The following is a 14,063-nucleotide window of genomic DNA, read 5'->3' on the forward strand; positions in this document are numbered from 1 at the left end:
CAAAAAAAGACAGTTATTTAGTCATTTTGTATATAGAAGGAGAAAACCAACATGATTGATCCAGAAATTACAATTGTTTCAGCTACAGATGATGGCTTTGTTCCTCACTTAGCTACATTATTCTTATCTATTTTAAAAACTAAAAAAGACGAAACAAAAGTTAACTTTTATGTTATTGATGACAATATTTCATTAACTTCTAAAGATAGTTTAAACCGTATGATAAATGAGTACAATGCTTCAATCAGTTATTTGCAGATTGATACAGTTAAATTTGAGGATATGGTAGAAAGTGATCGGATACCTACAACAGCTTACTTTAGAATTGCGATTCCTAATTATTTTAAACACACAGATATCAAGCGAGTCATTTATTTAGATTGCGATATTATTGCTAAAGAAGATATCGAGGACATCTGGAATATCGATTTAGGCGATAACTTGTTAGCAGCTGTTGAAGATGCTGGGTTCCATGCACGTTTAGATGCAATGGAAATTGATGCCGAATCAAATACTTACTTCAATTCTGGTATGATGATTATTGATATTGAAAAATGGCGAGCAGAAAAAATATCGGAGCAAGTATTAAAATTTGCTACTGAAAATTCAGATGAGTTAAGATTCCATGACCAAGATGCATTGAATGCTATTTTACATGACCGCTGGTTGGTGCTCCATCCTAGATGGAATGCTCAAGCCTATATCATTACGAAGGAAAAAAAACACCCAACAAAAATTGGTAATCTAGAATACACTGAAGCACGTAATGAACCAGCTTTGATTCACTATAGTGGACATGTCAAACCATGGCAAAGTGAGTCAGACCATCCTTTCCGTGATGAGTACTTAAACGTACGAGCAGAAACACCGTTTCCAATGGAAGAAGACTAAATAAAAAATAAACCAGACAAGCTCTAATGGCTTCTCTGGTTTATTTTTTTACAGTTCTTCTCGTTCAATGGAGTGAATCTCTACTTCACCATTGTCTTCGATTTCTTTCAAAACTAGGTCTAATGTCTGTTGGCACAGTTTGCGATTATTGCTCACAACGGCAATCCCTAGTACTCCTTGGTTTAACGTATCATGAGCACCAACTTCAGAGATACTCACGTTGAATTTGTTATGCGTTTTTTTTATGATACTTTTTATCACACTGCGCTTATCTTTTAAAGAGTAGGAATTGTAAATGAGAAATGATACTTTCATGCCTAAGATAACCATAATTCATCTCCTTTAAACCCGTTTTATTCTGAAAGTAAGTGATTTAGTTAAAATTATTCTAAAAGTGGACAAACTGGTGTTGAATCGAGCTTGTTTGTCCAAACTAGACTAAAATCTCATTTGAAATACGGTCTTAATGCTGTTAGTTCTTCTAAATGCAAAGGTCGATAAGATCCTACAGGTAATGTTTCATCGAGTTCTAACGGCCCCATCGACAATCTCTTAAGATAAGTGACCTTTTTTCCTACCGATAAAAACATTTTCTTTACTTGATGAAATTTGCCTTCACTGATCTCTAACAACACTCTACTTTCATTATTGCTACTACTTAGTATGGTTAGTTTAGCTGGCTTGCATTTTATGCCTCCATCAAAAACAATTCCTTTTGCAAATGCTGCTTTGTCTTCACTTGTGACCCTTTCGTTTACAATCGCTTCATAACTTTTTGTGACTTCTTTTTTAGGAATCAACAATTGATACCCTAGTTGACCATTATTTGTCAGCAACAATAATCCCTCTGTATCTTTATCTAAACGCCCTACTGGAAACAATCCCGCAACACGTTGAGAAGGATCAATCAAATCGATAACAGTTTGATTGTTATCATCTGTTACGGCACTTACTACACCATTTGGCTTATGCAACATATAATAGACATGGGGTTGATAGTGGATTCGTTCTCCAGCTACTTTCACTTCTTGGAGTTCTGGGTCCACATTCAAATTATCAACCAGTATGGTTTTTCCATTCACTTCAACTTGCTTGCTTTTAATCAATCGTTTTACTGTTCGACGTGAACCAAATCCTGTTTCAAACAATAATTTATCTAACCGCATCCTCTAGCTCCTTCTTCGTAACGCTCCACTTTTTTATAGTTCTAGAATACGGTATAATTCTTTAATTTGTCAATCTTAGCTTCAATACTGTACTTTTTAGCCGTTTTGTTTATTCAACAGTTTGAAAAGGTGATTCATCTATAAAAATCATTTTTTCATCTAAATCAATTGTCGCTTTTGTCCCATAAGGCAAAGCACATCTAGGGTACGCGTGACCAAAATTAACATTATATAAAATTGGCAATTCCACATCATCAATCACTTCTGAGTAAATGGTTTTATATTCTTCGTAATAAACTTCGTCTTGGGGTTTCCCAATGATCAGACCATTAACAACAGAAAAAATACCTGTTTCCTTTAATGTTTCCAACATTTTTTTTAATATATCAGGAGCTGGTTTTTCTTCACTTGTTTCTAAAAATACTATTTTCCCTTCCCATTCATTTAATGAAGGAAATAATTGATATTTTTTACAAATCTCTGCTTCATCTGGGTAACGCTCTCCAACCAATATATCATAAAGACTTTCTACGCAACCACCAAGTAATGTGCCTGAAACTATTCCTGTTCCTTGTAAAACTTCATAACCGTGCGTTTCATCATGCTGCATACGATCTTGTCCTAAGGCTTGCTTAGAAAAATCGGTGCGTTCTTCATACCATAACCTGCTAGAACGAATTTCTCGCTGTTCATACCCTTCTAGATAACCTTGTAAAAACTCTTTTGTGTAAGGCAGCAACCCATTAGCTAATTCAGCGATATCCGTAATAAAACTAGGGCCATAAAAGGAAACCATTCCTAATTTATAAAACATTAAATGGTTTATTGTCGTATCAGAAAATCCGGTAAATAATTTAGGGTTTTCTTGTACATTGGTTATAAAATTTTCATCCTCCAATAAATAAGGCAGCAAACGATAAGTATCATCGCCTCCAATTGCTGCTATTATTCCTTTAATCGTTGGATCTTGAAAAGCATCTTTTAAATCTTGTGCTCGTGCTTCAGGATGGTCACTAAGGTAGTCTAATCCTTTAAGCGCATTCGGCATAAAGACAGGTTTCAGTCCTAGTGATTCCAAACGTTTTTCACCCAATTCTAGTTGGTGTGCACAAGTTTCTTCACCTAAAATCCCTCTTGATAGACTGACGATAGCTACTCTATCTCCATTTTTTAAAGCAAACGGTTTAATCATACTTTAGCTCCCTTTTTATTCATCTACATTATGTTTACTATCTACTTTAACAATATACCAAAATTTTTTACCATTAGCCTAATTATTCATTAGATAACTTTTTTAACTTCTTCGTATTGAATTAATCTAACCAACTAATTGGTCTACATTTCAACTCTATATGTATTTGTTTATTTTAGATACTATTTCCTGCTAAAAAAGGACGTATACTAGGTCTGTAGTATACGCCTTTTTTAATTATACATTAAGTTCCTTATACGAATAATTTCAATAGCAAATCTAAGCTGCAAACCACATCATAATGCCAAGTAGCCCAAGCAATACCATCACTATAGCTCCAATTATCCCTACCCAAATTATCAACCTTAACATTGTCCGTTCAAATTTGTTATTCATAATTTCTTCTCCTTTAGCTCTTTCTTATTTATGTAATCTTTTGTAAACATAACTCCCATTAAAAAAATAGGAAAACCAAAGGGCCGTAGAGGATTTAAAAGCGAATAATGATTGCTTAAACTATCAAATGCAAAAATTATTACCATCCATATAAAAAGTGCTAGGAATTTCTTTTTTCTTATTGTCATACGTCTACTCTCCTAGATAAATATGTTTATCCTGCTATCTTAAAAAACATTCCATCTTTATGTAAAAGTACCTTAACTCTATTTATTTCTAACTGTTTATTGTAATATAAGGCTATTTAACACAGCATCTTCGCCATTAACTAATACGATCAAATATTCATGCTGATATTCTGGATCAACTTCAACTTTATAATATAGCGGTGTAGACTTATCTTCTGTTTCTTCAAGTAGAGCTGTATCTGTAAATGAAATTGTTAATTTATCTCCATCTTCATATATTTCAGCTTTAGCTATTGAACTAACCGAATTAAAAATAGCATAAGTTAGTTCCGAAACTTCACTCACCACAGTTACCTCTCCTGGCCGATCCGAAATTGGTTCGATGGATGACACAGGATCAATTTCTTGAATATTTGTGTCTTTTTTAATTCCACAGCCCATCAAAATAACTAAACAAAAAGGAATAATTAGCATTTTTTTCATTTTTTTCTCCTTAAGAAATCTTTTATTTTTCAAAATCAGATTTTCGAAGCAAACAGTATCCAATAAAAATTAGTACATACCCTAAGGCAATTTTCTGATGTACTATTGCAAAAATCGCAATGCCAAAAACGACTGTAGATAATAATTGATAAGTAGTAGATTTCGTAATTTTCTTCATCTTAAACTCCCCCATAGAACATTCCATAAAAAGCTTATTACTCTTTAAATTATCTATGAAAAGGCTCTTATATGAAAGAACGTGCTAGTTTACATCGTAGCAACTAGTAGTTGCATTACTATCATTATGGGGTTTATAGCTACTATTTTAAATTTGTTCTTCATAAAATCGAAAAACTATTCCTTTGAATGATAGGCCATTACTTTTTCCATTTCATGAACCTCTGCTCATTTAGTTTATTCAAAAATATGGGGCTAAGTTTATTTATAGTTTTTTATTTAATTCACTTAATTTACTTTGGATTTTTGTCATAATAACTAAATTATACACCGCAAGTACTAAAATAATTAGGTGAAATCCTAAACGCATACAAGCAAATGGTAATTCAAATAAAAACTTCTTCAAAAATAAGCTACCCGATGTTTCCCACAAACCTGGAGTATAAAAAGCATCACGCCAATTAACAATAGAGATATCTATACTGTGGTTCACAATAAAGTAGAGTACAGTAAATACTACTGTTAAAGATAGGTATTGATTAAGTGCCCTACGATAAAAATGCCTCTCAGATGAGTTATCAGAAAAAAGACTTTCGTTATCAGTCGCGTTACTTTGCCAATAATACTTACCGCTCGTCCATGATCCACCAATTAATTTCCAATTAAATTCTTCGTGAAATTTTACATAGTCTTCAAACTTACTCTTACGTGGAAACTCCTGAAAGTCAATTTGATAATGTTTCGTAATGCTATCCTTTTTGCTAAAAGAAAAAACACCTAAAGCATTGACGTTTGTACATTCCCATCCCTTTAAGTCCATTTCTTTCAACCAATCCAATTCTTTTTCAATATCCAAAAATATACGTATTTTTTTCATTTTTCTATCCTCCCTAATATAAGCGAATCATTTCCTCTAGTCGTTTTTTTTCAATTTCAAGAATTCCTAAACCATGTGGCGTAATAAGATAAATTTTACGTCTAGGATCTTCAGATGGATAAGGTTCGATCCAATCTTGTTTCACCAAATTATCTAAAGCACCATACAATGTTCCAGCAGCTATCCTCACATTGCCAGAACTCATCTCTTCTATTTTTTGCATAATAGCATACCCGTGTAGCGGTTCTCTTAACGCGAGTAATATAAGATGCATAGTTTCACTTAATGGTAATAGCTTATGTCTTTTCATTTTTCTACTCCTTCATATACAGTTCAACTGAATATGAATAGTATATATCGTCCGACTGTACATATCAACTATATAGTTGAACGATATATAATAATTACCTGCAACCACTAGTTGCTAATTGTAAATGAATACGTTCTATTATTTTAGGTAAAAATAAGAGATAATTAGCTTATTCAAAAAATTGAAAAACTACTAATGTTATTTACCCACACAGCCTCAGAAGGAGGGAAATTCAAAAAGGTGGAAAATTATAAACGAAGAACTTTTTTTCTTACTCTTATCAACATCTATATTACATACATCTATTTATCCGGTAATTACGAGAGTGACGTCAATCCACTTATTTTTATTTTTGCAGTTGCAACAGGTCTTTATGATTTGAAGCAAAATAAAGAAGACTATCCTGATTTTTACTTATTTGTTAGATATTTTTTGCTATTCTTATTTTCTGTGGGATTAATCATCGATTTAATAACCTTCGCTAAGATTATTCTTTAAAGTGTCTTTCTTTAAACTTATACATATGACAAATAAGGATTAACGAATTGATTCATTATATACTAACTTTTAAAAAAACGGAGGTACACCTATGAAAAAAAGACAACTTCTAAATCCTTTACTTGTTCTGCTCTTTCCTGCATTCACGATTGTTTTCATTCCCATGTTCATCAACTATGCTTTAACTTTTACTGCTCGAACCTATAATATACAAGCATTTTGGTTCATTAGTTTAAGCTGGGTTTTAGTTGGTTTTGCTATGGCGATGATTGCTTATCGTTTAACGGTATACTCGGATAAATCAGATACATTTACCAAATGGATCTCGATTATCTGGACAGTGATATTAATTGTACTTTTGGCAGGTTTTCACATCGGATATAGCTATTCAATTTATGCAACTTTACATCTCTATGGCACTTTTTTTGTAGAGTTAACAACTGGATTCTACTTAAGTTTGACTGCTATCGTTCATATTAGAAAATAAAATTAGCTGATTCTCGTCTAATTCTAAAACCTTACGAAAGCGTGAGACCTTTTTATGTTCACTCTTTCGTGATTGCTCCTTTGACGTAAAAGTGACGACATTTTTGAAGCTCACTCTTTCGTATAACACTATTACACGAAAGAGTGGATCCATTCATGGATGCTCTAGATTAGAAAAGGAACCTTATAGTGCAAAAAAACAACCCATCCGTTAGAATGGGTTGTTTGGTTTCTAATAATGTTTAGTTGCGAACGAGTAAAGCAACACTTTCCACATGAGTGGTTTGAGGGAAAAGGTCAACGGGTTGAACTTTTTTAACTGTATAGCCACCTTCTGTAAGTAAAGCTAAGTCACGTGCTAATGTTGCAGGGTTACAACTAACGTAAACCATTTTTGTTGGTTGCATTGCAATAACTGCCTCAGTAAATTCTTTTTCAAGACCTTTACGTGGAGGGTCAACAACTAGTAAGTCAGCTGTGCGTCCTTCTTCACTCCATTGAACCATAACTTCTTCAGCAGCTCCTGCTTCAAATGTTACATTTTCAATATTGTTTAGTTCCGCATTTGCTTTAGCATTTTCTACTGCTGGTTCAATTATTTCAATTCCATAAACATGTTTAGCATTTTTAGCTAATGTTAATGCAATCGTACCAATTCCACTATAAGCATCGATAACAGTTTCTTCACCTGTTAATTCAGCAAAATCTAAAACTGTTTGATACAATTTCTCTGTTTGTTGTGGGTTCACTTGGTAGAATGAACGATGAGAAATCTCAAAAGTGTTGCCTAGCAATGTATCTCTATATTTGTCTTCGCCATATAAAACAATAGCATCGTCACCCATAATTACGTTTGTATGTTTAGGGTTAACATTTTGTACAATGCTGACAACTTCTGGAATAGCTTCAAGAATGTCTGGAATGATTTTGCTTGTTGGGAACAATTTAGCTGTTCTCGTTACTAACACAATCATAATTTCTCCAGTGTAATAGCCACGACGAACAATAATGTGACGCAAGTTCCCAGTGTTTTCATTTTCGTTGTATGGTTTAACGCCATATTCACGCATGATATCACGGACAGCGATAATCGTTTCATCAATTTTAGGATCTTGGATGTAGAAGTTTTCCATTGGGATCACTTCATGGCTATTTTTACGGAAAAATCCAGTTGTCAATTTGTCATTGATTTTACGTACAGGTATTTGCGCTTTGTTACGGTAACCTGATGGATTAGCCATTCCAATCGTGTCATATACTGGTACTTCTGGTAATTTTGCGATGCGTTGCATACTGTTCATAACTTGTTGTTTTTTAAAGTTTAATTGTGCTGGGTATCTCATGTGTTGCAATGGCGTAATACCTACACGTGTATAATTTTCATCTTGGATGACTACACGGTCTTCACTTGAGTTCAAACGGTTTAATACTTTTGCATAACCAAAAGATTTCCCTGTTTTATGAATTTTAACTTCTACTTGTTCACCAGGTAAGGCATTTTCAATAAATAGTGAATAGCCTTGGATTCTTGCTACCCCCATACCCTCATGTGTTAAGTCTTCAATTTTAACGGTGTGTTTTTCATTCTTTTTAACTGGTACTACTTTATCTGCTTTCATAAAAAAGCTCCCTTCGTTGACCTTGTTTCATGTCATTTGTTTATCAGTTAAACGTGTTTCAAAAAGCGCAACCGTCATTCTTTTTACAGAATATTCGGTTCTAATAACTTTTTGTCACACTCCTTGTCAGTTAGTACGCCAGATATTTGATACTTTCTATCATCCACTTAACTGGGAGTGTTCCTGACTCAACCGGCTAAACGGGATGGGATTAAAAAGACGTTATTATCTAATGATTCTAATCTACACTATTAGTATGAACCTTTTTCATTTCATTGAATTGGTTCCTTCCAAATCTTAAAACTAAAAGATTGGGTACTGACTCTTTATTATACAGAAAATCTTGCTCATTTCAAAGTTTTCTCATTATTTCTCATGAGCTTCTTTTTTTGAAGAATGAATTTCACCGTCACCATTGATATCGGTGTTCGTCAATTCTTCCACTTCTTTAATAAAGGCATCTTCTACATTTTCGGCATTTTCATCTTTTTTATCAACAGCTTTTTGAATATCATCCGTTGACGCAATGATTTCGATGTGTTGATGCAAGTTTGTAAAAGTAACAGGTGCATCGCCACCATATTCCCCATCCAAATTAATCATCATTTTAGATGTATTGCCTGGACGTGCGAAAATTTTACTTGTTTTTTTGTATAAAATTTTTGAATTCGTAATGTGTTTTCCACCATTCAAGACTTGGGCCACTAAATACATCATATCCGCCAAATTGGAGGTTTTTACGATGATCAACGTGAATTTGCCATCATCCAATAATGCGTCAGGTGCAATTTGCTCAAATCCGCCAATGGAATTGGTAAGAGCCACTAAAAACATCGTGGCTTCTCCTTCAAATATTCCATCATCGTATTCAATGTGCATCGGGATTGGTTTCATACGCGGCAACACTTCTGCCCCTTTAACAAAATAAGCTAAGTAACCAAATACTGATTTTAATTGTGACGGTACGTCATAGGTTAACTCTGTTAACTGTCCGCCACCACCGATATTAATGAAATAAGACAAGTCTTCTCCCATTATAGCTTCTCCAACATCCATGAAAAAAGACTGCTCTTTTTGAATCACTTTTGCTGCTTCGACTAAATTATTTCTCGGGATGTGTAATGCTCTAGCATAATCATTCGTTGTTCCAGCAGGGATGATTGCCAGTTTGGGTCTTTTTTCCAAACCAGCAATTCCGTTTACGACTTCATTGATCGTTCCATCTCCACCAGCAGCTACGATCAATTCAAAACCAGCCTTTGCTGCTCTTTCTGCTTCATTTCGAGCAGAATTGGGTTCTGGAGTTGTCGCATAGGCACTCGTTTCATATCCTGCTTCTTCATAAATTTGAAAGATTTCTACTAGATGTTTTTTTACGATTTCACGACCCGAAGTGGGATTATAAATCACTCTTGCTCGCATAAAACTACTCCTTTACTTTCACACCAACTCTTAGCGTTTACTCAACTCATCATTTAATAGTTTATTTACGATTCCTGGATTAGCTTGTCCTTTTGTTGCTTTCATAATTTGTCCAACTAAGAAACCAACAGCACGGTCTTTTCCGTTTTTGAAATCTTCAATGGATTGTGCATTTTTATCTAAGATATCATTGATGATCGGTAATAATTTAGCTGGATCGCTTAATTGAACCCATCCGTTTGCTTCAACAACTCCTTGAGCGTCTCCACCATTTAGGATCAATTCGCGGAATACTTTTTTAGCCATTTTTGAACTGATTGTTCCATCTGCTATTAATTTGATCATACCCGCAAGGTTTTCAGGAGTCAGTTTAGTCTCATGTAATTCTAGTTTTTCACTGTTCAAATAAGCTGAAACTTCACCCATCAACCAGTTAGACGCTTGTTTTGCATCTGCTCCATTGGCTAATGTGCCTTCAAAGAAATCAGACATTTCTTTTGTAGCAGTCAAGACCATTGCATCATATTCCGGCAATCCTAATTCGCTGATGTAACGGATACGGCGATCTTTAGGCATTTCTGGAATAGTAGCTTTCACACGTTCGATCCAGGCTTCATCAATTATGATATTTGGCAGATCCGGTTCAGGGAAATAACGGTAATCGCTCGAACCTTCTTTGACACGCATCAAAAGAGTGTCTCCAGTTGTTTCATCGTAACGTCTTGTTTCTTGTTGGATCACTCCGCCAGATAAAAGAACTTTTTCTTGGCGTTTTTCTTCAAATGCCAATCCGCGACGGACAAAGTTAAATGAATTTAAGTTTTTCAATTCTGTTTTTGTTCCAAATTTTTCTTGTCCGATTGGACGGATAGAAATATTGGCATCACAACGCATTGAGCCTTCTTCCATTTTCACATCACTAACCCCTGTGTATTGGACGATTTGCTTAATAGCTTCTAAATAAGCATACGCTTCTTCAGGTGAACGCATATCTGCTTCTGATACGATTTCGATCAATGGCGTTCCTTGACGGTTCAAGTCAACGTAAGAATAGCCGTCTGTTCCATGCGTATTTTTCCCAGCATCTTCTTCTAAATGAACACGTTCGATGCGGATTTTCTTTTTCTTGCCATCCACTTCGATCTCGATCCAGCCATCATGTCCGATCGGTTGGTCATATTGTGAAATTTGGTAAGCTTTTGGATTATCCGGATAAAAATAGTTTTTACGGTCAAATTTAGTATCTTGTGAAATTTCACAATTCAAAGCCATAGCAGCTTTCATCCCAAATTCAATCGCGCCTTTATTGATAACGGGTAAAACGCCTGGGTAACCCCAGTCGATAACGTTTGTATTTGTGTTTGGTTCTGCACCAAAGTGAGCTGGAGCAGGTGAGAACATTTTTGAGTCGGTTTTTAATTCTACGTGGACTTCTAGTCCGATTACTGTTTCAAAGTTCATATCGATTCTCTCCTCCTACAAATTTGGTTTTTCTTTATGAAAGTCAGTTGCTTGTTCAAAAGCGTAAGCCGCTTTATAAATCGTTTGCTCATCGAAATGTTTTCCGATCAATTGCAGACCAACTGGCAGATCATTTGAGAAACCGCAAGGAATAGAGATAGCCGGTACGCCTGCTAAATTAACGGGTACTGTTAAAATATCGCTTAGGTACATTGCAATTGGATCATCGATTTGCTCGCCAATTCCAAAGGCTGTAGTTGGTGTTGTTGGTCCTAAAATCAAATCGTACTCTTTAAACACGTTATCAAAGTCTTGTCTGATCAACGTTCTAGTTTGTCCAGCTTTTTTAAAGTGAGCATCATAAAATCCTGAACTTAATGAGAACGTTCCAAGCATGATACGACGTTTGACTTCCATTCCAAAACCTTCTGTACGTGATTTCACGAAAACTTCTTCAAGTGTTTTAGCTTCTGGAGAACGGTAACCATAGCGAACGCCGTCAAAACGTTGCAAGTTTGAAGAAGCTTCAGAAGACGCGATGATATAGTAAGCCGGTACACCATATTTTGAATGCGGCAAACTCACTTCTTCAACAGTAGCCCCTAATGATTTAAAAGTTTCGATAGCTTTAAGAACAGCTTCTTTCACGCCTTCTTCCAAGCCTTTTTCATTCAAGTATTCTGTTGGAACACCGATTTTCATTCCTTTAACGCCAGCTTCGATATCAGAAGCAAAGTCTGGAACTTCTCCTTCATAACTCATAGAGTCATTCACATCATGTCCGCTGATAGCATTTAATACTAATGCATTATCTTTAACAGTGCGTGTAAATGGCCCAATTTGGTCCAAACTTGATCCAAAAGCAATCAAACCAAAACGTGACACACGGCCGTAAGTTGGTTTCATTCCAACGATTCCGTTAAATGCTGCTGGCTGACGAATTGATCCACCCGTATCTGTACCTAAAGAAACAGGGATTTGACCTGCTGCTACTGCTGCTGCAGAACCGCCTGAAGAACCACCTGGTACTTTATCAAGATTCCATGGGTTGTGAGTTAATTTGTAATAAGAAGTCTCTGTACTTCCTCCCATAGCGAATTCATCCATGTTTAGTTTCCCAACTGAGATCATGTTTGCTTCTTTTACTTTTTTCGTCACTGTTGCGTCATAAATTGGCACAAAGTCTTCCAAAATTTTACTAGCTGCTGTTGTGCGTGTACCTTCAGTTACGATATTATCTTTGATCCCGATTGGAATTCCTGAAAGAATATTTGCAGGATCAATACCTTCTTCATCTACTTTACGCGCTTGTTCAAGAGCTTCTTCTTCGGTCAATGTAATGAAAGCTCCAATTTTTTCTTCTGTTTCATTGATGCGTTCAAATACAGCTTTTATTACTTCTTGAGCGGTTACTTCTTTTTTTACAAGTAACTCATGCAATTCTTCTATTGAGTAATCTGCTATTTTCATATTATGCTCCTGCCTCCCCATTGTCCATTATTGCAGGAACTTTAATTAAGCCGTCTTTTTCTTCTTTAACGTTCTTAAACAACAAGTCACGATCTGTTCCTTGAACGGCTTTATCTTCACGCATCACATTGTAAGTACGCAAGCCATGAACCATTACTGGTACATTTTCAGTATCTAACTCATCTAAATGTTCAACCATATCTATGATTGCATCCATTTGCTCTGTGAAATGGGCAATACCTTTATCACTAATTTCTAGTTTTGCTAATTTTGCGACGTGTTTTACGTCCTCTTCAGTAATAGCCATCGGTTTGTTCACTCGCTTTCTTTGAATAAATTCTCTTAGTTCAAACTCCCTTACTATAATACCATAAACCACTTATATGCTGTATCTTAAATCTCATTTAAATTCGCTTCACTTCGTAACAATAGTTTGATAGGATAGCTTTGAGGTGGATAAAGTGGAAATAACCATTCGAAAAAGAACATTAGGAACTATACCTTTACTGGAAGTCGTACCAAGGAAACAGCGAAACGATCTGTTGCCGTTGATCATTTATTACCATGGTTGGCAATCATCAAAAGAATTGAATTTGACTCAAGCACGCTATTTAGCACACCAAGGGTTTCGGGTACTGTTACCTGATGCCATGAACCATGGGGCGAGAAAGCAGCCAGTTTCAAAAATCCCTTCTTTAACTTTTTGGCAAAGTATTCAAACGAATTTATTTGAATTCAGCTTTATCATTGATTACTTTCGTAAGATTGGTTTTGTGGATGACGCGATTGGGGTTGGTGGAACATCGATGGGCGGCATAACGACATGTGCCTTATTGACCCATCATCCTGAAATTAAAGCAGCAGCTTGCTTGATGGGTTCGCCCAAATTACTAGCTTATCAAGAACGCATTGTAGAACATGCCGAAAGATTAAACCGATACTTGCCACAGGATTATTATGAATTATTGAACTGGATCCCAAATTATGATTTGTCGTTACACCCAGAAACTTTAAAAGGCCGACCATTATTTATCTGGCATGGGAAACAAGATCAAATTGTGCCGTATCAACACGCTGCTGATTTTGCAGAAGAACAAAAGGATTTGTCCAATATTCACTTTACGGACGAAGACGAAGTGCATTTGGTAAAAACAAACACGATGCGAGAAGTAACGTCATTTTTTGTTCATGAGTTAATGTAAAAGAATGTGGCTAGGAAATATTGTCCTAGCCACATTCTTATTTTATTGTATTAATTTATTAACCACACATGTAGTTTTTAATGGGTCAACCAAAGCTGTACTATTAGGCGTTAATAACGAACGAACTTCTATCCCTCCACAAAATTCACCATTTTGCGTAAGCGCTTATATAAACTTGTCATGACAGGTCTTTTTTTATTTTTCTAATAGTATTTTGTTTTTATA

At 35.3% G+C, this 14,063-nt stretch carries 16 protein-coding genes; 3 read left to right on the plus strand and 13 right to left on the minus strand.

The genetic code is table 11. From position 1 onward, the window contains the following. Positions 1–51: 51 nt before the first annotated feature. Complete coding sequence (locus BR65_RS04975) at positions 52–891, plus strand: glycosyltransferase family 8 protein (protein WP_034537080.1); 840 nt, start codon at positions 52–54, stop codon at positions 889–891. Between the two features lie 48 nt (positions 892–939). Here BR65_RS04975 and BR65_RS04980 read toward each other — a convergent pair whose 3' ends face one another. From BR65_RS04980 to BR65_RS05010, 8 genes are all read right to left on the minus strand, one after another. Then, a complete protein-coding gene (locus tag BR65_RS04980) occupies positions 940–1,221 on the minus strand; it encodes a DUF503 domain-containing protein (RefSeq protein WP_034537082.1) in 282 nt (93 codons plus the stop codon). A gap of 116 nt (positions 1,222–1,337) precedes the next feature. Continuing rightward, a complete protein-coding gene (locus BR65_RS04985; protein WP_034537084.1) occupies positions 1,338–2,057 on the minus strand; it encodes a pseudouridine synthase in 720 nt (239 codons plus the stop codon). A gap of 109 nt (positions 2,058–2,166) precedes the next feature. Next, positions 2,167–3,249 carry a S66 family peptidase gene (locus BR65_RS04990; RefSeq protein WP_034537085.1) on the minus strand — a complete coding sequence of 361 codons (1,083 nt, stop codon included), beginning with the start codon at positions 3,247–3,249 and terminating at the stop codon, positions 2,167–2,169. A 392-nt stretch (positions 3,250–3,641) separates the two neighbouring features. Continuing rightward, positions 3,642–3,833 carry a hypothetical protein gene (locus tag BR65_RS04995; RefSeq protein WP_034537087.1) on the minus strand — a complete coding sequence of 64 codons (192 nt, stop codon included), beginning with the start codon at positions 3,831–3,833 and terminating at the stop codon, positions 3,642–3,644. A gap of 96 nt (positions 3,834–3,929) precedes the next feature. Then, the gene (locus BR65_RS05000) at positions 3,930–4,316 is read right to left on the minus strand and encodes a hypothetical protein (protein WP_034537089.1); all 387 of its coding nucleotides are present in this window, start codon (positions 4,314–4,316) and stop codon (positions 3,930–3,932) included. A gap of 22 nt (positions 4,317–4,338) precedes the next feature. Further along, positions 4,339–4,494, minus strand: a complete 156-nt coding sequence (locus tag BR65_RS13965) for a hypothetical protein (RefSeq protein ID WP_169741893.1) — start codon at positions 4,492–4,494, stop codon at positions 4,339–4,341. Positions 4,495–4,758: 264 nt separating this feature from the next. Next, on the minus strand, positions 4,759–5,370 hold the full coding sequence (locus BR65_RS05005) for a DUF2812 domain-containing protein (RefSeq protein ID WP_034537090.1): 612 nt from the start codon (positions 5,368–5,370) through the stop codon (positions 4,759–4,761). 13 nt (positions 5,371–5,383) lie between these two features. Then, on the minus strand, positions 5,384–5,680 hold the full coding sequence (locus tag BR65_RS05010) for a PadR family transcriptional regulator (RefSeq protein WP_034537092.1): 297 nt from the start codon (positions 5,678–5,680) through the stop codon (positions 5,384–5,386). A 589-nt stretch (positions 5,681–6,269) separates the two neighbouring features. Here BR65_RS05010 and BR65_RS05020 point away from each other — a divergent pair. Further along, positions 6,270–6,665, plus strand: coding sequence for a hypothetical protein (locus BR65_RS05020; RefSeq protein ID WP_023178503.1), 396 nt, complete (start codon positions 6,270–6,272; stop codon positions 6,663–6,665). A gap of 241 nt (positions 6,666–6,906) precedes the next feature. On the opposite strand, the gene rlmD is transcribed toward BR65_RS05020, so the two are convergent. The 5 genes from rlmD to gatC form a co-directional block, all read right to left on the minus strand. Beyond that, complete coding sequence (rlmD, locus tag BR65_RS05025) at positions 6,907–8,283, minus strand: 23S rRNA (uracil(1939)-C(5))-methyltransferase RlmD (protein ID WP_034537094.1); 1,377 nt, start codon at positions 8,281–8,283, stop codon at positions 6,907–6,909. A 366-nt stretch (positions 8,284–8,649) separates the two neighbouring features. Then, complete coding sequence (locus BR65_RS05030) at positions 8,650–9,705, minus strand: diacylglycerol kinase (RefSeq protein ID WP_034537095.1); 1,056 nt, start codon at positions 9,703–9,705, stop codon at positions 8,650–8,652. Positions 9,706–9,735: 30 nt separating this feature from the next. Further along, the gene (gene gatB / locus BR65_RS05035; protein ID WP_034537096.1) at positions 9,736–11,166 is read right to left on the minus strand and encodes an Asp-tRNA(Asn)/Glu-tRNA(Gln) amidotransferase subunit GatB; all 1,431 of its coding nucleotides are present in this window, start codon (positions 11,164–11,166) and stop codon (positions 9,736–9,738) included. Positions 11,167–11,181: 15 nt separating this feature from the next. Then, positions 11,182–12,636 carry an Asp-tRNA(Asn)/Glu-tRNA(Gln) amidotransferase subunit GatA gene (gatA, locus tag BR65_RS05040; protein WP_034537097.1) on the minus strand — a complete coding sequence of 485 codons (1,455 nt, stop codon included), beginning with the start codon at positions 12,634–12,636 and terminating at the stop codon, positions 11,182–11,184. Between the two features lies 1 nt (position 12,637). Then, positions 12,638–12,943 carry an Asp-tRNA(Asn)/Glu-tRNA(Gln) amidotransferase subunit GatC gene (gene gatC / locus BR65_RS05045; protein WP_023178511.1) on the minus strand — a complete coding sequence of 102 codons (306 nt, stop codon included), beginning with the start codon at positions 12,941–12,943 and terminating at the stop codon, positions 12,638–12,640. Positions 12,944–13,097: 154 nt separating this feature from the next. Between gatC and BR65_RS05050 the strand changes: the two genes are divergently transcribed. Continuing rightward, on the plus strand, positions 13,098–13,838 hold the full coding sequence (locus tag BR65_RS05050; RefSeq protein ID WP_034537098.1) for an alpha/beta fold hydrolase: 741 nt from the start codon (positions 13,098–13,100) through the stop codon (positions 13,836–13,838). Positions 13,839–14,063 lie beyond the last annotated feature (225 nt).

The sequence above is a fragment of the Carnobacterium inhibens subsp. inhibens DSM 13024 genome, from assembly GCF_000746825.1.
GTDB classification, from domain to species: domain Bacteria; phylum Bacillota; class Bacilli; order Lactobacillales; family Carnobacteriaceae; genus Carnobacterium_B; species Carnobacterium_B inhibens.

What these genes read in the sequence shown, in the direction of transcription:
- BR65_RS04975 (WP_034537080.1), top strand. Translation starts at nt 52, where the DNA reads ATGATTGATCCAGAAATTACAATTGTTTCAGCTACAGATGATGGCTTT.
- BR65_RS04980 (WP_034537082.1), bottom strand. Translation starts at nt 1,221, where the DNA reads ATGGTTATCTTAGGCATGAAAGTATCATTTCTCATTTACAATTCCTAC.
- BR65_RS04985 (WP_034537084.1), bottom strand. Translation starts at nt 2,057, where the DNA reads ATGCGGTTAGATAAATTATTGTTTGAAACAGGATTTGGTTCACGTCGA.
- BR65_RS04990 (WP_034537085.1), bottom strand. Translation starts at nt 3,249, where the DNA reads ATGATTAAACCGTTTGCTTTAAAAAATGGAGATAGAGTAGCTATCGTC.
- BR65_RS04995 (WP_034537087.1), bottom strand. Translation starts at nt 3,833, where the DNA reads ATGACAATAAGAAAAAAGAAATTCCTAGCACTTTTTATATGGATGGTA.
- BR65_RS05000 (WP_034537089.1), bottom strand. Translation starts at nt 4,316, where the DNA reads ATGAAAAAAATGCTAATTATTCCTTTTTGTTTAGTTATTTTGATGGGC.
- BR65_RS13965 (WP_169741893.1), bottom strand. Translation starts at nt 4,494, where the DNA reads ATGAAGAAAATTACGAAATCTACTACTTATCAATTATTATCTACAGTC.
- BR65_RS05005 (WP_034537090.1), bottom strand. Translation starts at nt 5,370, where the DNA reads ATGAAAAAAATACGTATATTTTTGGATATTGAAAAAGAATTGGATTGG.
- BR65_RS05010 (WP_034537092.1), bottom strand. Translation starts at nt 5,680, where the DNA reads ATGAAAAGACATAAGCTATTACCATTAAGTGAAACTATGCATCTTATA.
- BR65_RS05020 (WP_023178503.1), top strand. Translation starts at nt 6,270, where the DNA reads ATGAAAAAAAGACAACTTCTAAATCCTTTACTTGTTCTGCTCTTTCCT.
- rlmD (WP_034537094.1), bottom strand. Translation starts at nt 8,283, where the DNA reads ATGAAAGCAGATAAAGTAGTACCAGTTAAAAAGAATGAAAAACACACC.
- BR65_RS05030 (WP_034537095.1), bottom strand. Translation starts at nt 9,705, where the DNA reads ATGCGAGCAAGAGTGATTTATAATCCCACTTCGGGTCGTGAAATCGTA.
- gatB (WP_034537096.1), bottom strand. Translation starts at nt 11,166, where the DNA reads ATGAACTTTGAAACAGTAATCGGACTAGAAGTCCACGTAGAATTAAAA.
- gatA (WP_034537097.1), bottom strand. Translation starts at nt 12,636, where the DNA reads ATGAAAATAGCAGATTACTCAATAGAAGAATTGCATGAGTTACTTGTA.
- gatC (WP_023178511.1), bottom strand. Translation starts at nt 12,943, where the DNA reads ATGGCTATTACTGAAGAGGACGTAAAACACGTCGCAAAATTAGCAAAA.